Genomic DNA, 20,793 nt, shown 5'->3' on the forward strand with positions numbered 1-20,793 from the left:
GACCAGACCCCGAGATCATATTTACACGCAAAAAAAGCCTGAACAAAAGTCCATGCTTAAAGAAACACACACACCCTTGATCTCCGGATAGCCCTCCGCGAAAAAGCACGCGGCAGTCCTGCACTTATTCAGATACAGTCCCAGCATAAAGAAGGATCGGCTTTCTTTACACTTCGGCGCTGATGCCTTTAACACATGTTTTGCGGCCCCTATCAGCCTGGCATGTGCGACTCATCATCAAGCGCAACCTCTACCTCACCGAGAAAGAGTGAGGATTTTTATCATTCAATTCTACTCAGAGGTTATCAGAGATAAAAAGATCTGTCAAAGGGAAAAATTAGATGGAAAACGGATAGAGCATTCGCCCTACCCGTCTTATATGGTCAGCGGTTGTTTTTTTTCTTTTGAACAGCTTCTTGAAGCGGATCGTCTTTCAGAGCTGCACCGGCGTCTTCAAGCGCGCCTTGAATGACATTTTTGTTTTTATCGCTGTTTTTTCCTTTTTCTTTGTTAAAGAAAGCCATCTGTATCACCTCTTTATCAAATATAGGTACACCTATAATGTGTCTTTTTCCGCGGCAGAATATGCGGAATCCGCGTCTCCTTCCTTTTGGCGGAACAGGTAAAGTTTGTTGATCAAACATGCATTCTCTTGATATATTTGTAATTCAGGGGATTTTGGCAAAAATAAAAAGGAGAAGCGAAAAATGACAGGAAAAACACACATCATGGGAGGCATCGCTTCTTGTTCCGCAATTGCGTATTATTACGGGTATGATCCGGTCCTTATGACCTCAGCGGGTGCCCTCGGGGCGCTGATTCCCGACATATGCCATACGAAAAGCAAAATCGGCAGGACGCTGCCCGTTCTGTCCAAAATCGTAAGCACGGTGTTCGGCCACAGAACGTTTACACACAGCCTGCTGTTTATGCTTATTATGTTTTTCATTACGGCAACCTATATTCCGAATCCGAGCATTTCCGCCGGACTGATGATCGGAATGGCGAGCCATCTTGTTCTTGACGCATGGACCGTCAACGGCATTAAACTGCTGTTTCCGTCCGCCATCCGCTTCCGTCTTCCCCTTTATATGAGAACGGGGAGCTTTTCGGAGCAGCTTGTGCTGGCCGGCTTAACGATTGTATCCTGCTATTATTTATACGAACTGGTTCACGGCCGCATCTCTTAAACAAAAAGCGCCTTTTCGCTTTTAGGGTGAGGAGTCATACATATGAAGAAAACCTTTTTCAGCAATCATCGGTTTTTATGCCTGTCCATCCTGTTCATGTGGATGAAAACCTATGCCGTTTATAAGCTCGGTTTTGATCTGCAGAACAATTCGGTTCTTGAGGAATGTCTGCTTCTCATTAATCCGCTGAGCTTCATTGTGCCGCTGTTCGGCATCGCCCTGCTGCTGACAGAAAAAAAACAGCGGATCTTTCTGCTTTCAGCAAATGTGATGCTGACGGGAATTTTAATCGCGAATACGGTGTTTTACGGGTTTTATATTGATTTTATCACCATACCGGTTTTGTTTCAGGCGAGCAATATGGGTGATATGGGAAGCAGCGTCCAAGAGTTGTTTCACCCGCTTTATATCGCTTTATTTTTGGATATTGCGGTTTTGTTTTATCTTGGTAAAAGGCATAAAGCTGGTAAAGGAAAAGCGGGCGCCCGTACCGTTAAAGCGTATGCGTGGGCATCAACCGGCCTCATGCTGTGCAATCTTGCACTGTCTGAGGCCGAGCAGCCGAAGCTGTTCAAGCACCCTTTTGATCGTGAAGCGCTCGTAAAAGGAATCGGCCTGTTCCACTTTCATTTGTATGACACCATTTCGCAGACGCTGAATGCAGGGGCTAAAGCGTTTGCCGACGAAGACAGCCTTGCGGCGGTCGCAAATTACACTCAAGCCGACTACAGCAGGCCGTCCGATTCAAAATTCGGGCTTGCAAAGGGGCGCAATGTGATTTTTGTTACGCTCGAATCAACACAGCGTTTTGTAATGGATGAGCGGGTCAACGGACGGGAGATTACCCCGTTTTTAAATAAACTGCGGAAAAAAAGTTATGACTTCACTCATTTTTATCAGCAGACTGAACAGGGAAAAACCTCAGATTCAGAATTCATTACTGCGAATTCGCTGTATCCGTCCTCAAGCGGCGCCGTTTTTTTCACAAAAAGCGGCCACCGGTTCAATACGATGTACCATATGTTAAAAGATCATCAATACTATTCAGCCGTTCTGCATGCCAATCATAAGGCCTTTTGGAACCGGGATGAGATGTACGGGGCATTCGGAATCGACCGTTTTTTCGACGCGGATGAATTTAAGGTGACACAGGAAAATTCAACAGGCTGGGGCCTGAAGGATAAGGAGTTTCTCGAACAGTCAGCTGAAAAATTAAAGAAACTTCCGCAGCCGTTTTACGCGAGCCTGCTGACTTTGACCAACCATTTTCCTTTTGAAATTGAAAAACAGGATCAGCTCATTGAGGAACCGGACACAAGCAGCGAGTTATTAAACCGCTACGTGACGACGGTCCGCTATGAAGATGAGGCCCTGAAACACTTTTTCAAGAAGCTGAAAAAAGAAGGACTGTATGACAACGCGATGATCGTCCTGATGGGAGATCATTACGGTATATCCGAAGCACATAATCAAGGACTTGCCGAATTCTTAGGGAAAGAGGAAATCACTCCGTTTGATACGGTTCAGCTTCAGCGCGTGCCGTTTATCATTCATATTCCCGGGGTGACCGACCGTGAGCCGGAAACGATTGCTTCCGCCGCGGGACAGGTTGATGTAAGGCCGACGCTGCTTCACCTGCTCGGCATTGAAACGAAAGGCAGCATTCAGTTCGGCAATGATCTGTTTTCCGGAGAGCGGACCCCGTTTGCGGTGCTGAGAAACGGCAGCTTTATCACGGATGATCATATTTATACGAAAAATACGTGTTACAGCCGTAAAACGGGCGAACCGCTTTCTGATATAAGCGCGTGCAGCGATGAGAAAGAAAAAGCGGAACAAGAGCTGATGCTTTCCGATAAAATATTAAACGGCGACCTGCTGCGGTTTTATAAGCAATAAAAAAATCCCTCCGTTATATGGAGGGATTTTTCATGTTTCATATATGAGCCGTCCGGTCATTTTCGTATCATATCCGGATAATTGAGAAAGCTGAGACTTGAATTCCTCAGAATTGAGGATGTCCTGCACGCTTTGAACAAGCTCCCGGTTTTGTTTTAAGACGACCACATCGTACTGCTCACTGATCACCGGGATAAAGTCCGTGCCCGCCATATGCGCCGCATGCTGCGACCCGACTCCGATATCCGCCTTTCCGCTTGATACTTGTGAAGCCGCTGACAGATGATCCGTGACAATGTCATGGTAGCCGGCGACATCAGACGGCGTAATGCCGAATGATCTGAGCTGTTCATCCAGCAGGACCCTCGCGCCTGATCCTTTTTCGCGATTGACGATACGGACATCCTTTCGGCTCAAATCCTGAAAGCCCTGAATGTTCAGCGGATTGCCCTTTTTCACATATAATCCGGCCTGACGAAGCACGACATGAAAAAGCGCAAACGGCTCCCCTGAAAGAATGCGCTTCACATACGGGATGTTATACTGCCCCGTCTCCCCATCGTACAAATGCAGACTGACGATGTCACAAGCTCCGCGGTACATCTCGATCAGGCTGTTCAAACTGCCGCTGTACTTGCGGAGCGGAGCCGCCTGTATTGTTTGTTCCAGCTGTTTGCTGAGGAGGTCCATCGACACATCCTGCCCGCTGATGATAACGGACTGCCTTTTTTCCGGCTCCCGCCCGCGGGACGGGTCAGGCGGTTCTGCTGCGGATGGCTTTTTTGACATTCTCATGTTGGCTTTATATTGTTTTAAGTCCTCTTCATCGACCCTCATCTGTCTTCCGACCCTGTACGCCGGAATGAGTCCTTTTTTTATCAAATCATATACTGTCAGTTTGGAGACCTTCAAAAGGCCCGCAACTTCTTCTATTGTATAGGAAGTGGCTTCTGTCATATTATCACGCTCCGTTTTTATTATAACTGTTCAGATATTGAAAAAAAACCGCACCATCACGTACAATTGCGTTATAATTAGTTTGATCTAATGATATTTAGCTATAAGGGGTGCACAATGTTGAAAAAGAAAGCGACACTACTCACAACTGCGGCTATGGCCGTTTTCCTCGCAACTGCGGGCTGCTCATCCGGACAATCGTCCAAAGGCGGACAAAACGAAAAAGTCACGCTGACCGTTTCTGCGGCAGCAAGCGCTCAGGATGCACTTGAAGAAATCCAGACCAACTACGAAAAATCACATTCAAACGTAACCATTCAAGACAACTTCGGATCATCAGGCACATTGCAAAAACAAATTTCACAAGGCGCGGGAGCTGATTTATTCTTCTCGGCAGCCGAAGATAAATTCGAAAAGCTCGTTCATGACGGAGATATCGATAAAAAGGACAGCACGGATCTTTTGAAAAATGATCTCGTCATGATCGTGCCTGAGAAAAACAGCGCACACCTGACACATCTGAATGACCTGAAAAAAGACAGCTCGGAAAAAATCGCGCTCGGCACACCTGAATCCGTTCCGGCCGGACAATACGCCAAACAATCATTGACGGCATTATCCCTGTGGGACAAGGTAAAAGATAAAGTCGTCTATGCAAAAGACGTTCGCCAGGTGCTTTCTTATGTTGAAACCGGAAATGTCGATGCCGGGCTTGTCTATAAAACAGACGCGCTGATTTCGAAAAAGGTGAAAATCACCGATGAAGCGCCGGCGAAAACGCACGATCCGATCGTGTACCCGCTCGGCATCGTCAAGGATACAAAGCACCGTAAAGAAGCAGAAGCGTTTTATCAGTATCTGCAGTCGGATGAAGCGATGAAAGTGTTTAAGAAATATGGATTTACTGCCAAGTAACATTACGGCTTCGGAGTTTTTCACTCCCGTCGTACTGTCGTTTCAGGTGGCTTTGGCGTCGGGCTTCGCCGTCATCATTCTCGGGACGCTTGCCGGCGCCTGGATGGCGAAAGCGCGATTTCCCGGGAAAACGGCTGTGGAGACGCTGTTTATGCTCCCGCTCGTTCTTCCGCCTACCGTTGTCGGGTTCATTCTCATTATCATTTTCGGAAAACACAGCTTTATCGGCCGGGCGATTGAGCGGATTTTTCACCAGCCTGTCATTTTCACGTGGTCGGCTGCGGTGATCGCTTCGGCCATTGTCGCCTTCCCGCTTATGTATCAGTCCGCTAAAACGGGCTTCGCGGCGGTTGATGCCGACATCGAGGGAGCGGCGAAAGTAGACGGAGCCGGCAGGTGGCAGGTGTTCACCCGCATTTCCGTCCCGCTTGCCTTTCCCTCCCTCTTGACCGGAAGCATTCTCAGTATTGCAAGGGCGCTAGGTGAATTCGGGGCGACTTTAATGTTTGCGGGAAATATTCCCGGCGTCACCCAAACGCTGCCGACAGCGATTTACGTCGCGATGGACTCCGGCAATGAAACACTCGCCTGGGTGTGGGTGATCTGTATTGTGATCATTTCTTTTCTGATGCTGTTTTTCATCCAATTGAAAAAACCCGCTTGACCGCTCCGCTTTCCGCGCACCTTTCGCCGGGAGGCTTTTTGATTTAAAATCGGATGGTATATAATGAAACAAAAAACACACAAAGGGTGCGGCCATGAAGATTAATGTCATTATCGCGGATGATAATTCTTTCATCAGAGAAGGAATGAAAATCATTTTGCATACATATGAGGAATTTACTGTATCGGCAACGTTGGAAAACGGACTAGAGGCGGCAGAGTATTGTAAACACAATCCCGTCGATATCGCCTTGTTGGACGTCCGCATGCCGGTGATGAACGGTGTCGAAGCCGCAAAACGGATCGCGGAGGAAACGGATACGAAGCCGATGATCCTGACGACATTTGACGACGATGAGTATATTTTAGAAGCGATTAAAAACGGCGCGAAAGGATATTTATTAAAAAATACCGAACCGGAACGGATCCGCGATGCGATCAAAAGCGTCTTCAACGGGCACAGCATTCTTCAGGACACCGTACTGGATAAAATAAAAGACAGCCTTTCCCGGCCGGCGGAAGCCGCGCATCAGATTGATGAAAGCCAGTTTACTGAAAGAGAGCTCAGCATCATGTCGCTTATTGCGAAAGGATTCTCGAACAGGGAAATTTCAAAACAGCTTTTCATTTCTGAAGGGACGACGGCTAATTATATTTCCTCTATTTTAGGGAAAACGGGGCTTGAGCACAGAACGCAGATCGCGATTTATTATATCACCGGGAAGGTGGATAACGGGCGTTGAACGGTATGGATTTTTGGATGCTGATGAGCAGACTGATCGCCATTTTTTATACGGCTTTTTTGTTCGTATCGGCAGACCGCCCTTACACGCCGTACGCCGTCTTGTTTCTGCTGCTTTATCTGTCTTTGGGCATTGCGGTCTGCATGATCAGGCCGCCCGCTTGGAGGCGCGGGATCACCCTGCTGGCGCTGGCATTGACCGCCTGGCTTTCCGCCTTAGGCCATCCGGCGTTTCTGTTTCTTTTACCGCCCGCCATTTTTGCCGTTCTTGCCGAATATCCGGTTCACCGCTATGTGTTCTGCCTGCTCGTGTTTTTGCCGTTTTTATTTATCCCGTACGGCGACCTTCCCGCCTATACCGTCATAACTTTGTTCTGTCTGGCGATTTTCGTTTTGGCCGCCCGGTCCAGCGATCGGCTGAAAAAATATGAAGAGCAGTCAGACAGCATGCGCTCAAGCATTGAAAAACTGACGAAACAGCTGCACAGCAGCACAGAATATATCAAACAATCGGAGTATACCGGCAAACTCGAAGAAAGAAACAGATTGTCCCAAGCCATCCATGACAAAATCGGTCATTCCATGACAGGCGCGCTCATTCAGATGGAAGCGGCGAAACGGATGCTCGGCTCCCATCCGGACAAAGCGGCTGAACTGCTCCAAAACGCCATTACCATTTCCAAAGAGGGCATAGAGGATATCCGCATTACGCTGAAAAATATGAAACCGCCCGCTGAACAAATGGGCATTCACAGATTAAGAACGTTTATTGATGAATTTTCGGCCAAAAACGGGATGCCGGTTCCGTTTACGCATCGAGGCGATTTGGACAGGCTGACGCAAATGCATTGGAGAGTCATTCAGGAAAACGTAACCGAAGCCTTGACCAATGCAATGAAATACGCCGATGCCACGCAGATTTTCATTGATATCCATGTGCTGAACAAAGCCGTGAAAGCGGAAGTGAAAGATAACGGAAACGGCGCCGTCCGCTTTAAAAAAGGCCTCGGCATGCTCGGTATGGAAGAACGGGCGGCCGTCCTGCACGGAACCGTTATTTTTGACGGCACGGCCGGTTTTTCCGTCACGACATTGCTTCCGGTTGAATAAGTGAATGTTTTCATGTGAAAAATATGAAGATTCTCATGTCAAAGGAATGAACAGCTGCACTAACGGCCGTTCATTCTTTTTTTTATAATAAGAACATCACAAGACATAGAGGTGGAAACATGAACATTTTGGAGCTCAAACAGCTGAGTAAGAAATTCGGTGATTATACCGCCGTTGACCAAATGTCGCTTGCCGTAAAAGAAGGTGAGATTTTCGGGTTTCTCGGCGCAAACGGAGCCGGAAAAAGCACGACGATCAATATGATCTCAGGTCTTTTAAAACCTTCAGGCGGAGACATTCTGTTTCTCGGAAAAGATATTTTCAAATATAGCAAAGCAACGAAAATGAATATCGGCATCGTCCCTCAGGACCTCGCGATTTACGAAGAATTAAACGCCTATGAAAATGTGAAGTTCTTCGCCGGGCTGTACGGCCTGAGAGGGGCGGCTCTGAAAGAACGGGTCGAGGAAGCCCTGACATTCGTCGGCTTGAGCGATAAACACAAATATTTGCCGAAGCATTTTTCCGGCGGAATGAAACGCCGGCTCAATATCGCCTGCGCCCTTGCCCACCGGCCGAAATTGATCATCATGGATGAACCGACGGTCGGTATTGACCCGCAATCAAGAAATTATATTCTGCAGTCAGTGAAAAAGCTGAATGAAATGGGCTGCACGATCATCTACACGAGCCACTACATGGAGGAAGTGGAAGAAATATGCACGCGCATCGCCATCATCGACCACGGAAAAGTCATCGCAGAAGGCACAAAAGAACAGCTGACCTCCATCATTACCGACACGAAGGACGTCGTGATTGAGCTGTCATCCGGAAACGGCATCAGCCTCGGCGATATTCAGGAGCTGCCCGGCGTCAGAGCCGCCGCACTGGAAGAAAACAGCGTGAAAATCAGCTCTGACACAGGGGTCAACAATTTAAACCGCCTGATCCGGTACTTCATGGACAAAGGAATTGAAATCCGCTCCTTGCAGGAACAGGCCCCTGACTTAGAAACGGTATTTCTCACGCTGACAGGCAGAAGCCTGCGCGACTGACCTCACTGAAAGGAGGATTGCAAATGAATATTCTGCACATCGCCATGAAAGAAATCAAAATCAGCTTCCGCGACAGACGGACTTTTATTTTCATGCTTGCTTTTCCGATCGTCTTCATGCTGATTTTTACTGCGGCATTATCAAACGCCTTTGATTCAGAGGTGACGGTCGGGAACATCAAGGTCGTATATACGGACCAGTCAAACGGCCCTCTTTCTCATGATTTTACTGAGTTTATGAAAGCCGCCAAAAAAGAGCATGTCTATTTTCAAAAAGCGGACACGGAGGCAAAAGGCAAAAACGAGGTTCGAGAAAATCAGGCGGATGCTTTCGTCACTGTAAAAAACACCGGCTTTCAAGTCTATACAAATGACCGGAGCGGCATAAACGGCACGATCGTCCAAGGTATGCTGACCGCTTTTACCAATCAATATAAAGCAGGCGCCGCCGCTTACAAGGCGCATAAGGCGCCTTCCGCCGGACAAATCAAAAGCGATTATATGAAGCAGACGTCTTTACACAAAGCGAAAGAACCGAAAGCGAAAGATTTTTACGCGATATCCATGACGACGATGATCGGGCTGTACGCCTCGATTTTTGCAAGCAGCTTATTCCGCGGGGAAAGAATACGGCACACCGCAGATCGCCTGATCGCCGCCCCGCTCCGGAAAAGCGATATCTTTCTCGGAAAGATGCTCGGCATTTTGGCTGTGAATGTTCTGACGATTCTTGCCGTTGTTGCCTTCAGCAAATTTATCTTAAAAGCGAATTGGGGCAGCCACATGGGCCTTGTGCTTTTGATTCTCGTTTCTGAAATTCTTTTGGCCGTCAGCTTCGGGCTCAGCCTGAGCTATTTGACCAGAAAACCCGAAAGCGCCAGATTAATCACCGTCATCATCGTTCAGGTGATGTCCATTATCGGCGGCGCCTATTACAAATATGAAGGCGGAGGAATTTCCGCCCTGTCGCCCTTATCCTGGATCAATAAGGCGATTAACAACATCATTTACGCAAATGATGTATCAGCGGCATGGCCTGCACTCGGTTTAAATACAGCATTGGCGGCACTCTTTTTGCTGATCGCCGCATTTACGTTTCAAAGACGGGAGGGACTGTAATATGAAAAACTTCTGGTGGCTGTTTGCGCACACTCTCAAAGGGATTACAAAAAGCAAAAAACAGCTCATTCTTTATATCGGGGCTCCGCTGATCGGCGTCTTCCTCTCCTTCATGACCAATGCCAACGGCGGAGCCGAAACGCTCAATATCGGCATTCTCAATCAAGACGGCGGAGAAGTGGCACAGGATACGGTCACGTTTTTAAAAGGACTGGATCATGTGAAGATTTCGGAGGAAACGGCTGCGTCCGCCACATCCAAGATCGCTTCAGGAAAAATGGAGGCGCTCATTACGTTTGAAAAAGGCTTCTCCCAAAGCGTAAAAGACGGGAAACCGGCTCACATCGGCATGACCTCGCTGAAAGGCGCCCAGGTCACCGGATATGTCAGCTCTTATTTGTACAATTATATGAACAGCGCCGCCTCAATCGGCAAATCTTCCGGCGGAGACGCAAAGGCCTTTCAGGCGATGTACGCCGATTTCAAGCATTCTCCGATTCAAACGGAATCCGCTGTTTTACAAGATACATCGAACCATAAAGAAATGACTTACTCAGTCATCGGGTATCTCATTATCATTATGCTCTATTCCGCCGGCAATCTGACGGAACTGATGATTAAAGAGCGGGAAAACAGGACGTACTACAGGCTTCTGTCAACGCCGATCACATCAAAGCAGTATGTACTGGCAAACGCGGCGGTGAATATCATTATCATGGCCGTCCAAATTCTACTCGCCGTTCTCTTTATGGGCGCCGCTTTTCATATTCATCCCTCATTCCCACTGTGGCAGCTGTTCGTCCTGATGGTGCTGTTTGCATTAAGCGCGATCGGGATCGCCTTTATTACCGTCGGTTTTTCCAACAGCAGCGCTTCGGCATCGGCGCTTTTGAATTTGATCGTCGTGCCGACATGCTTGCTGGCCGGCTGCTTCTTTCCGGGCAATATTATGCCGAAAACGGTGCAGACAATCGCCGAATTTCTGCCTCAGCGCTGGGTGCTCGATACGGTCGATCAATTGCAGCACGGCCGCACGCTCCAAAGTCTGATGCTGAACATCATCATTTTGGGAGCCTTCGCCGCCGCCCTGTTATTAATAGCCGCATACAGGTTCAGCGTAAAACGTCAGACACAGACATTTATGTAAAGAAAAACAGCCCCGTAAAGGGCTGTTTTTCTTAGAACAGAAGCTCGTCCGGATTCGGGCCGACACGCTCGTCTTTGTTCAATGCGCTGATCTTTTCCATTTCTTCCTGTGACAGTTCGAAATCAAAAATATCGGCATTTTCTATGATGCGGTGCTCTTTAATCGATTTCGGAATGGTAACGACTTCGTTCTGAAGATCCCAGCGCAAAATCACTTGAGCAACCGATTTGTTATGTTTTTCCGCAATTTGAGACAGCACTTCGTTATCGAGGAGCTGCCCCTGCATCAATGGAGACCAAGCTTCCACTTGAATGCCCTGCGCTTTGCAGAAATCTCTTACTTCTTTTTGAGTCAGGCGCGGGTGGAATTCAATCTGGTTGACCATCGGCTTGATTTCAGCATCTTTCAGCAGCTCTTCTAAATGATGCACTTGGAAGTTGCTGACGCCGATGGCGCGGATTTTGCCGTCTTTGTACAGCTTTTCAAGAGCGCGCCATGTGTCTTTATATTTATCCTTGCCCGGCCAGTGAATCAGGTAAAGGTCGAGGTAATCGAGGCCGAGGCGCTCAAGGCTTTTCTCAAACGCGTCAAGTGTCGTTTCGTATCCTTGATCTTCATTCCACACTTTTGACGTGATGAACAGCTCTTCTCTGGCAACGCCCGCAGCTCTGATGCCTTCGCCGACACCCTCTTCATTTTTATAAATAGCCGCCGTATCAATGCTGCGGTAGCCGTTTCTGATTGCCGCTTCGACGGAGTCCGCCGCTACGCTTCCGTTTTCCACCTTGAACACGCCAAGGCCGAACCACGGCATTTCAACGCCATTATGAAGCTTTACAGTATCTTTTAAGCTTTTTGCCACGTTGAACCATCCTTTCTAGTCATTATGTAAACGGTTATTATTATCTCACATTTCCGCTGTAAGAAACCAATTATACGCTCATCGTTATCACAAAAACCATCTTTAGTGCCCAAGCACCACTGACGTTATTATTTTCCTATTTTTCAAAAATTCAGGTTAACCGGGTAACTATCCGGGTAAATCGCTACTGTAGCCACCACACAATTGAAGGAGGAAATCATATGAAACGTATGCGTATCCCGATGTCCGTTGCCCTTGGCGCCGCTTTGTCTCTGACTCCTCTGTCCTTTGTATCCGCAAAAGAAACCCCGGTCCCTCAAAACATGGCACAGCAATCATCAGATGTCTCAGCAAAAGATGTCGGATTAAACATTGACGTTGACCTGCTCGGCATCGGCAATTCGATTGCTGACGCGATTAAGTCGGCGCAAAACCGTGACGGCTTCGTCAAAAACTTAATGGAATCTTCATTCTACGCTTCCGGACAAAAATATAACGTCATGGTGTTTAATTTAAGCCAGGAATATGAAGATCATTTTAACGGCGTTCAGTTTTACGGTTCCGCCGTTTATGACGGCATCACGTACGGCATTTGGGTGTTTGAAGACGGAAGCTTCACCAACAAAGGTGATGGCGGCTGGATCAACTGGGCCTTCAGAGGCTGGTTTGACCGCGACGGCGATCACGTCGAATTCCATCGTCCGTAATCAAAAAAAGTCCGGCGAACAGATGCCGGACTTTTTTTATTCACCTCCGTCAAGCATGGCCGCTTCCACATCATTGATGTATTGGCGAAGCTCATGTGACATATCGCGGGAAATTTCCCGCTCTTCGAATAATGTTTGGATTTCGTTGCGGATGGCCTGCACGGCCCGCAGTTTGATTTCGAGTTTTTGATTTTCAAAACGGCGGCTCGGACTCTGTTCGTGATACGAGTGCCCCAGCCTGAAAATCAAGTGATTGTAAAAGGAAATGACGGCAAGCGTCACATCTTTATTTTCTTCAGTCATGTGTTTTTTCAGGCTTTCAATGGCCGCTTTTGCCGTTTTAACCCTTGTGGTGCGGATGAGGCCTTCTTCATTTAAAATCGACATTTCCGGCTTTTTTTGTTCACCGAAAAAGATCCAGTACATCAGGCGTTTCAGCTTTTTCTTAGATAAGCCGACTTTAAACGGATTCGTATACAGCACTTCCAGTTCATCAAACCGTTCCTGAAGGCTGTCAGCCGTTTCTTCCGGTATGTCACCCCGCTCAATCAGCCGCAGCAATTCTTCCTGTTCAGCCTGTATCCCTTGGGCGCGGACTTTCCGCTCATCTTTTTTTGTGCGGTTTTTGACGGTGAACTGCTGAAACCTGAGATTTTTCATTTTCTCATTGTATTCGGCAATGACCGCAAAAGAAGCCGTTTTGTTTGTCTCATTCATATTTTCTTTAATGGCGGTTAAGGCAGCCTTTATCAGCTTCCGTCTCGCTGTCAGCAATTTGACTTTCTTCTCTTTCACATTGTCTTCCGGCTTATCTGTCAAAATCGGCAGTACGATTGTCGCCAGTACCAATGTGCACATAATAACACCCGCGGCTAAAAAGAGAATCAAATTCCGTTCAGGAAACGGTGAGCCGTCAGAGAGCACGTAAGGAATGGAAAAGGAACCCGCAAGCGTGACCGCTCCCCTGACGCCTGAAACCGAAATCAGCAGGGTCGAGCGCAGGCCGGGTTTATAAATGCTCTGATCCTTGTTAAAAAACCACTTGCCGTTCCAAAAAAACAGCACCCACAAAAACCTGAGAATCATTAACGTCAGCGTAATGACGATAATGTACCCGATGACCATCATATTGTTAAATGCGGTATCATTAAAGATGACAGAAACCACATCCGGTATTTGCGCACCTAAAATAACGAAAACAAGACCGTTCAGAATGAACAAAATAATATTCCACGTACTTGAAGAGACGATTTGCAGTTTGACCATCGTTGATTCAAGACGGTCCTGCTCCACCGCATGCGTGATGCCGCCGGCCACAACAGCTAAAATGCCGGAAACGCCGATTTCTTCAGCCGCGAGATAGATGACGAACGGCGTCAGAATTTGAATCAGCATATGCATCGTGACATCCTGCATGCCGAGGCGGCGCAAAAACAGCCGGAAACGGATAATCAAAAAAGAAATGACGACACCGCTGAGTAAACCGCCGGCTGAAATCAGAACGAAACTGAAGGCGGCCTGCGCCAGCGAAAATGCGCCCGTCACGGCAGCCGCAATCGCAAATTTAAAAGCGACCAGGCCGGATGCGTCATTCATCAGACCTTCTCCTTCAAGGAGACGCAGAATGCCTTTTGGCATCTTCACTCGCCCTGACAGCGCGCTGACTGCGACAACGTCAGTCGGTGACAGTATCGCTGCCAGCCCGAACGCAGCAGCCAGCGGAATGCTCGGAATCATCCAATGAATCGTGTAACCGCCGACAATCACCGTGGCAAACACGAGCCCGAGCGCAAGCAGCAAAATCGGCGCTCTTAAATTCCAAAGTTCCGCACGCGGCGTCCGTTTTCCATCGTTAAAAAGCAGCGGAGCGATAAACAAAACAAAAAACAATTCGGTATTCAGTTCAAAATGAAGCCCCTGCGGAAATGACGCCGCAATGATACCGAGCGCCACCTGAATCAGAGGCACCGGGATAAAGGGGACAAACCGATTTACGATATTTGAGATCGCGATGATGGTTAAAAGTACGAGTACGACTAAAAATATGTCCAAAGCATGACCTCCTTCATCTGCTGCATCATATCCATTATTGCCTGTTCTCTGCCTTTGCCAAAGGCCGGAGCCGATGATCGGGCAGATTCAATATATTTTCCGCACGCAACCATTCTTCTTTTATTTTACCCGTTTTTATTTAAAATTTCTCATAACGTGCTCACGGCGAACTTTTTTTGCCTTCAGCTACATTTTTTCCGGAAAAAGAAAAAGCCTGTTTTCTCTGAAAACAGGCTTTTTCGCAAGCTGCGTCATCTGTTTCATGACGCGGTGCAGCGTTTGTTTTAAGTGCTCATCTTATTCGTGAAAATTCGTGCCGTCTGTCGTCGCTTTAATGATACCCGCGCGGATGACGAAATCGCCGAAGTGTTCGCCTTCCTCACGCTCTTTCGCGTAGCGCGGGAGAATGGTGCGAAGCTCACTCAGAATTTCCTCTTCACCGATATTTTCCCGGTACATTTTGCTCAAACGGCTGCCGTCAAACGCCGCTCCTAAATACATATTATATTTTCCGGGCGCCTTTCCGATAAATCCGATTTCGCCGAGCGCATGGCGGGCGCAGCCATTCGGGCACCCGGTCATACGGATGGTAATTTCTTCATCCCGCAGCCCGTTTTCGTCAACAATGTCTTCAATCTTATCAATCAATTTCGGCAGATACCGCTCGGCTTCGGCCATGGCGAGCCCGCATGTCGGAAGTGCGACGCAAGCCATTGAACTGCGGCGGAGGGCGGAATGCTGCCGGCCGTCTGTCAGACCGTATTGTTCGATTAATGCGCTGATTTGTTTCTTTTTCTGGCTCGATACATTGCCGATAATCAGGTTTTGATTAGAAGTGAGACGGAAATCTCCCGTATGGACTTTGGCGATTTCACGTAATCCCGTCATCAGCTTATAATTCTCATAGTCCGTGACGCGGCCGCCTTCGATAAACATCGTAAAGTGCCATTTCCCTTTTACGCCCTTCACCCATCCGTAACGGTCGCCGTTATGGTCAAAATGATAAGGTTTCGCTTCATCCAGCTGCCAGCCGAGGCGGTTTTCCAGCTCGGCTTTTACGTTTTCCAGCCCGAGACGGTCAACAGTGTACTTGAATCTGGCGTTCTTTCTGACGGAACGGTTTCCGTAATCGCGCTGAATCGTAATGGTTTTTTCCGCTACATCATACAGCTGCTCCGGTTTGCAGAAGCCGATGACTTTTGAAAGCTGCGGATAAGTGGCCGTATCGCCGTGCGTCATTCCCATACCGCCGCCGATTGCAACGTTGAATCCGATAAGACGGCCTTCCTCCACGATGGCAATGAAGCCGAGATCTTGAGAAAAGACATCGATATCATTGGACGGAGGCACGGCGATTCCGATTTTGAATTTCCGCGGCAGGTACAGCGGCCCGTACATCGGTTCCGTTTCCGTGTCAGGAGTGCCCGCCACACGTTCCTCATCAAGCCAGATTTCATGATAGGCTCTCGTGCGCGGAAGAAGGTCATCGCTCAGTTTTTTCGACCATTCGTACACTTCCGCATGGATTTCAGACTGATACGGATTTGAAGCGCACATGACGTTTCGGTTGACATCTCCGCAGGCCGCAATGGTATCAAGCAGCGCCGCATTGATTTTCTGAATCGTTTTTTTCATGTTCCATTTTAAAATTCCGTGCATTTGGAACGTTTCACGCGTTGTCAGCTTTAATGTATTGTTTCCGTATTTTTGCGCCAGTTCATCCATGACAAGCCATTGTTCCGGAGTTGACACGCCGCCTGGCATCCGAACGCGCAGCATGAACTGATAAGCCGGTTCAAGCTTTTGTTTTTGACGTTCATTACGGAGATCGCGGTCATCCTGCAAGTAGCTGCCGTGATGCTTCATCAGCCGGTTGTCATCGTCCGGGATGCCGGCTGAAATCCGGTCGAGCATGACTTCTTTCAATGTGCCGCGCAAATAATCACTTTTTTCTTTAATTTCCTCAACATCACTTGGAGGGCCTTCCGGCGCTTTTAAAATGTTGTTCACCATGCTGAATAAGCTCCTTTCAAACCAAAATCAATATACGTCACGCTGATAGCGTTTTTTCTGCTGCATGTCTGCCAGGAAGCTTTCCGCTTTTTCACGGCTCATGCCGCCTTCTTCCTGAATGATATCGAGAAGCGCCTGGTGCACGTCATGCGCCATGTGCTGTTCATCACCGCAGATGTATACGGCGGCTCCCTGCTGCAGCCATTCATACAGCTCTTTGCTTTGTTCCTTCATGCGGTGCTGCACATATACCTTTTCCTCCGAATCCCGGGAAAAAGCGACGTCCATTTTTGTGAGAACACCGTTTTGCAGCCATTTTTGCCATTCCGTCTGGTACAGAAAATCAGTGACAAAGTGCTGATCCCCGAAAAACAGCCATGTTTTCCCTTCAGCTCCGGTTTCTTCACGCTCCTGCATAAAGGAACGGAACGGCGCGATGCCTGTCCCCGGCCCGACCATAATGACCGGTGTATCCGGATTGTCCGGCAGCTTGAAGTTTTGGTTGTGCTGAATGTAAATCGGAAGCGTATCTCCCGGCTGGAGTCTTTCCGCACACAGAATGCTGCAGACGCCTTTTCGTTCTCTGCCGTGCGCGTCATATCTGACTGCTCCGATTGTCAGATGCACCTCTTCCGGATTCGCTTCTAAACTGCTTGCGATTGAATAGAGCCGAGCCGGCATTTTACGCAGGATGGAAAGAAAGTCTTCCGCGGAAGCTTCCCACGGCCCGAAATCCCGGACGAGATCAAGCAGGTCACGGCCGTGGATGTATGATTTCAACTGCTCTTCGTTTCCTTCGGCCAGAAGTTCACTCAGCTTTTGGTCAGCCGTAAACTGTGCGGCCTTTTGCAGGAACGGTTTTGTTAAGACGGTTATTTCAAAATGAGAAGTAAGCGCATCTTTCAAAGGGAGACGCTCTCCTTGTTTATTCACCGCCACTTCCTGTTTTGGGTCCCATTTCAGCTCATTGATCAGCTCATCCACGAGCGCCGGATCATTTTCCGGATAGATGCCGAGGCTGTCTCCGGGCTGATACGCGAGGCCCGACCCTTCAAGCGAAAGCTCGAGATGGCGTGTTTCTTTATTCGAACCGCGTCCGTTCAGATTGATGTTCTCAAGAACCTCCGCCCGAAACGGGTTCGTTCTGGAATAAACGGATTCACCGAGAGCCGGCGTCTCGGCAGGCGCTTCGGCTGTTTGATTTCCCGCTCCTTCGTTCAAACCGCCGATGACCGCGTCAAGCCATTCCGAAAACGGCTCATCATAATCAAGATCGCAATCAACCCGCGGCGCAAGCTGGGTGCCGCCGAGCTCTTGAAGACGCTCGTCAAACTCTTTGCCGGTCTGGCAGAAAAATTCATACGAGCTGTCCCCGAGCGCCAAAACGGAGTAACGGAGCGCTTCAAGCTTCGGCGCGCGTCTTCCGTGAAGAAATTCATGAAAGGCCAGCGCGTTATCCGGCGGATCGCCTTCTCCGTGCGTGCTCACCACGATCAGTAAATTGTTTACTTTTTTCAGATTATTCGGCTTAAAATCGTTCATCGACGCGACGGTGACCTGGAATCCCCGTTCCTCAAGCGTCTTTACCGTCTGTTTCGCAAGACCTTCCGCATTTCCCGTTTGCGATCCGTATAATACGGTCACTTCTCTTGAGACTGCCGGGCTTTCTGCTGGAGCCGGAGCAGCGGGTGCGGCTGTTTCACCGGATTCGGACCGGGCCGCAGCCAAATAACCGCTCAGCCAGATTTTCTGTGATTCTGTCAAGGTCGGCAGAAGGCGGTTAAGGAGCTCTGCCTGCTCCTGATTAAACGGACTGTTCATGACCTGAAGTTGCAACGATATCCACCTCACAAGGAATTAAACGTAACGTACGTTATTTCTATAGGAATTGTCAAAATAATATTCTAATTGAAACTTTACCGAAAGTTTGTATGTAAGTAAAATATATAATCATGATGACAATGATTAAGATTACTAATGATAAAAAGCCCTTTGCACTTGGCAAAGGGCTTACACGAATAAGCCGGCGGGCACTTCTTTTATAAAAGGAGAGGGTTCTCCCAGAGACAGCACAGTCAGATGATGCATCGCCCGCGTACAGGCCGTATATAACAGCTTACGGTCATGTTCGCTTTTGTACTGGGCAGCAGCGGCGTCAGCGGCAATGACGGCATCAAACTCAATGCCTTTTGCCAAATACACGGGAATGACACATACCCCTTTTTGAAAAGGCTGGTTTTCTTTATTGATCAAACGCACACCGCTCCCGGCGCTGACCGCCTGAAATACTTTTTTGGCTTCCGCGGCCGTTTTGCAGATGACGGCGACCGTCTCCCAGCCTTTTTGTCTGAGCTCCCGGATTGTATCCGCCAATTGTTCCTGCCGCGCTTTTTCTGTATCCGTCCGCAAAACACGCGGTTTTTCCCCGTTCCGGTTAAAAGGCTCAATGTCATCGCCATCAGCCAGCAGCGCTTTCGTAAATTCAACAATCTGCCGCGTCGATCTGTAAGTCCGTTTCAGGCTGACATACTTTTCTGCACCATTGCGAAAGCAGCCGGCGAGGGAAGAAGGGCCCGTAATGGTGTGGGCATAAATCGACTGGCTGACATCACCGAGCACCGTCATCTTTGCAACTGGGAAGATGCTTTGAATATACGTGAGCTGAAATGGGGAATAATCCTGCGCTTCATCAATGAAGACGTGCTTCATTTGTGTGTTTTTTCTTTTTCCTTCTAACAGATCCTGCAAATACAGATACGGAGCGGCATCTTCATACGGAAGTGACCGTTCTGCAAATGCGTTTCTGGTCAAAGCGCCGATGCTCTCCCAATGATCGGGCTTTTCAGCAGCTCCCCAGTCTGAAAACAGCCGGAGATACATCCGTTTTATATCGAGAAAGCCGAGCCGTCTGACGGCCTGCTTAATCGGTTTAAAGGCTTTGCCGACAATAATGGCGCCAAGCAGCCGCTGTTCGCGCTGATGGTCGTCAAATGCAGGTTCATCATCTGCCGCCTGCTTCTTGAGTGTTTGATAAACCTCGGCATAGTCTTCCTTATCAAGCAGCTCGCTCTCCTGCAAGACCCATTCCTTCTTACGCTCCTTTTTTTCGAGAGCGCTGATTTCCGCGAGAAGCCATTCCGCCGTCAGCTCCGCTCTGTTCGGAATCGGCAGCTGCTGATCAAGCGAATAAAAATAGGCTTCAATCCGTTCTTTTGAAATCAGGATGTCTCCCCGGAAGCTGATCTGTTTACACATTAGGCCCGAGCCGGAAAGCGAGCCGGCATAGCGGTCAATCATGGCCTGGAAAGCTGATGACGCTTTGTAAGCAATGGCTGCGAGCCTTACGGAAAGTGCGTCCTGATTTTGTTCAGTCAGGCAATATTCAAGCTGCTCGTACGGGCTTTCACAATCAAACTTTCGTCCGAGACGGCGGATGATATATTCCTGAAAGGTGGCCTGCTCCATATTCTCTTCTCCCAATTCCGGCAATACGGCGGACACATAACTGTTGAACAAAATGTTCGGGGAAAACAATACAATCTGACGGGCATCAAGCACCCCGCGCCCGCGGTACAGCAAGTAAGCGGCCCGCTGAAGCGCCGCGGATGTTTTCCCGCTTCCGGCGGCTCCCTGAACGATGAGATATTTGCTTTTTTCATCCCGGATGATTTCGTTCTGTTCTTTTTGGATGGTTGACACGATGTTTTTCATATGCTGTCCGGAATGGCCGCTCAGCACCTCTTGCAGCATTTCGTCACCAATCGTCATATCCGTGTTAAACATCGCTTTAAGCGTCCCGTTTTTAATGATAAACTGCCGCTTCAGTGTGATGTCTCCCTCTATCGTTTCTTCCGGAACTTCATAGCGGGCTTTTCCCGGGGAATATTGATAGTAAAGAGATGAGATGGGCGCGCGCCAATCATAAATGAGAAATTGCTCGTTGTTTTCATCCATCAAAGAAGTCAGCCCGATATAAATCCGCTCGGAAGAGGACTCCCCTTTTTCCGTAAAATCGACACGGCCGAAGTAAGGAGAGGTTTTCAGCTTTTGGATTTTTTGAAGCTGCCGGTATTGAAGCCGATGCGTCCGTTCACGTTCTGAAAGCATTTCCGCCTGCTGTTTAATGCTTGAAAATGTCTCAGCCGCTTCGTGGGCATCATCCATATTCACGGTAACATCATCCCAAAACGTTTTTCTCAAGCCCACAATATCCTGCTTTAATCCGCCCGATGAGGCTTCAAGATGAGTTTGTTTCTGTTCCAGTTCCTTCATGACAAAATTGATTCTTTCCTGCTCTTCTTTCCACTCTTTATCACGTTTTGCCATCAGCGGCACCTCCGACATCAAGCTGACAAATCCGGCT

General features: G+C 48.4%; 17 protein-coding genes and 1 riboswitch. Of the genes, 10 read left to right on the forward strand and 7 right to left on the reverse strand.

The annotated features are described in order from the left end of the window. Window positions 1-80: 80 nt before the first annotated feature. A riboswitch (Lysine riboswitch) is annotated at window positions 81-261 on the reverse strand. Window positions 262-383: 122 nt separating this feature from the next. Then, window positions 384-524 carry a small acid-soluble spore protein SspJ gene (gene sspJ, locus MY7_RS14110; protein WP_007410034.1) on the reverse strand — a complete coding sequence of 47 codons (141 nt, stop codon included), beginning with the start codon at window positions 522-524 and terminating at the stop codon, window positions 384-386. Window positions 525-707: 183 nt separating this feature from the next. On the opposite strand from sspJ, the gene MY7_RS14115 reads away from it, so the two are divergent. Then, window positions 708-1,190, forward strand: a complete 483-nt coding sequence (locus tag MY7_RS14115; RefSeq protein ID WP_003151759.1) for a metal-dependent hydrolase — start codon at window positions 708-710, stop codon at window positions 1,188-1,190. A gap of 42 nt (window positions 1,191-1,232) precedes the next feature. Next, complete coding sequence (locus tag MY7_RS14120; RefSeq protein WP_007613725.1) at window positions 1,233-3,089, forward strand: LTA synthase family protein; 1,857 nt, start codon at window positions 1,233-1,235, stop codon at window positions 3,087-3,089. A 30-nt stretch (window positions 3,090-3,119) separates the two neighbouring features. Here the strand turns inward: MY7_RS14120 and MY7_RS14125 are convergent, their stop codons facing one another. Beyond that, entirely contained in the window at window positions 3,120-4,046 is a 927-nt protein-coding gene (locus MY7_RS14125) for a substrate-binding domain-containing protein (RefSeq protein WP_007613728.1), read from the reverse strand. A 117-nt stretch (window positions 4,047-4,163) separates the two neighbouring features. On the opposite strand from MY7_RS14125, the gene modA reads away from it, so the two are divergent. From modA to MY7_RS14160, 7 genes are all read left to right on the forward strand, one after another. Next, a complete protein-coding gene (gene modA / locus MY7_RS14130) occupies window positions 4,164-4,961 on the forward strand; it encodes a molybdate ABC transporter substrate-binding protein (RefSeq protein ID WP_029325841.1) in 798 nt (265 codons plus the stop codon). After that, window positions 4,942-5,625 carry a molybdate ABC transporter permease subunit gene (gene modB / locus MY7_RS14135; protein WP_007613732.1) on the forward strand — a complete coding sequence of 228 codons (684 nt, stop codon included), beginning with the start codon at window positions 4,942-4,944 and terminating at the stop codon, window positions 5,623-5,625. Before modA ends, modB begins: the two co-directional genes overlap by 20 nt. Window positions 5,626-5,719: 94 nt before the next feature. Then, on the forward strand, window positions 5,720-6,367 hold the full coding sequence (locus MY7_RS14140) for a response regulator transcription factor (RefSeq protein ID WP_007613734.1): 648 nt from the start codon (window positions 5,720-5,722) through the stop codon (window positions 6,365-6,367). Between the two features lie 5 nt (window positions 6,368-6,372). Next, window positions 6,373-7,476 carry a sensor histidine kinase gene (locus MY7_RS14145; RefSeq protein WP_029325840.1) on the forward strand — a complete coding sequence of 368 codons (1,104 nt, stop codon included), beginning with the start codon at window positions 6,373-6,375 and terminating at the stop codon, window positions 7,474-7,476. Window positions 7,477-7,595: 119 nt separating this feature from the next. Continuing rightward, window positions 7,596-8,531 carry an ABC transporter ATP-binding protein gene (locus tag MY7_RS14150; RefSeq protein ID WP_007613736.1) on the forward strand — a complete coding sequence of 312 codons (936 nt, stop codon included), beginning with the start codon at window positions 7,596-7,598 and terminating at the stop codon, window positions 8,529-8,531. A gap of 23 nt (window positions 8,532-8,554) precedes the next feature. Then, window positions 8,555-9,649, forward strand: coding sequence for an ABC transporter permease (locus tag MY7_RS14155; RefSeq protein ID WP_007613737.1), 1,095 nt, complete (start codon window positions 8,555-8,557; stop codon window positions 9,647-9,649). 1 nt (window position 9,650) lies between these two features. Beyond that, window positions 9,651-10,796, forward strand: a complete 1,146-nt coding sequence (locus tag MY7_RS14160) for an ABC transporter permease (protein WP_007613738.1) — start codon at window positions 9,651-9,653, stop codon at window positions 10,794-10,796. Between the two features lie 31 nt (window positions 10,797-10,827). On the opposite strand, the gene MY7_RS14165 is transcribed toward MY7_RS14160, so the two are convergent. Then, a complete protein-coding gene (locus MY7_RS14165; RefSeq protein WP_007410023.1) occupies window positions 10,828-11,658 on the reverse strand; it encodes an aldo/keto reductase in 831 nt (276 codons plus the stop codon). 221 nt (window positions 11,659-11,879) lie between these two features. Between MY7_RS14165 and MY7_RS14170 the strand changes: the two genes are divergently transcribed. Continuing rightward, window positions 11,880-12,365: a hypothetical protein gene (locus MY7_RS14170; protein ID WP_007613741.1), complete on the forward strand. Its 486-nt coding sequence runs from the start codon at window positions 11,880-11,882 to the stop codon at window positions 12,363-12,365. Between the two features lie 36 nt (window positions 12,366-12,401). Here MY7_RS14170 and MY7_RS14175 read toward each other — a convergent pair whose 3' ends face one another. The 4 genes from MY7_RS14175 to helD form a co-directional block, all read right to left on the reverse strand. After that, window positions 12,402-14,417, reverse strand: a complete 2,016-nt coding sequence (locus MY7_RS14175; protein WP_007613743.1) for a Na+/H+ antiporter — start codon at window positions 14,415-14,417, stop codon at window positions 12,402-12,404. Between the two features lie 297 nt (window positions 14,418-14,714). Beyond that, window positions 14,715-16,430, reverse strand: coding sequence for an assimilatory sulfite reductase (NADPH) hemoprotein subunit (gene cysI / locus MY7_RS14185; protein ID WP_007613760.1), 1,716 nt, complete (start codon window positions 16,428-16,430; stop codon window positions 14,715-14,717). A gap of 27 nt (window positions 16,431-16,457) precedes the next feature. Next, window positions 16,458-18,266 (reverse strand): assimilatory sulfite reductase (NADPH) flavoprotein subunit, encoded by a 1,809-nt coding sequence (locus MY7_RS14190; protein ID WP_007613762.1) that lies wholly within the window; start codon window positions 18,264-18,266, stop codon window positions 16,458-16,460. Window positions 18,267-18,440: 174 nt separating this feature from the next. After that, the gene (helD, locus tag MY7_RS14195) at window positions 18,441-20,756 is read right to left on the reverse strand and encodes an RNA polymerase recycling motor HelD (RefSeq protein WP_029325838.1); all 2,316 of its coding nucleotides are present in this window, start codon (window positions 20,754-20,756) and stop codon (window positions 18,441-18,443) included. Between the last annotated feature and the right edge of the window lie 37 nt (window positions 20,757-20,793).

Origin of the sequence: Bacillus sp. 5B6 (assembly GCF_000259405.1) — a bacterium.
GTDB lineage: Bacteria > Bacillota > Bacilli > Bacillales > Bacillaceae > Bacillus > Bacillus velezensis.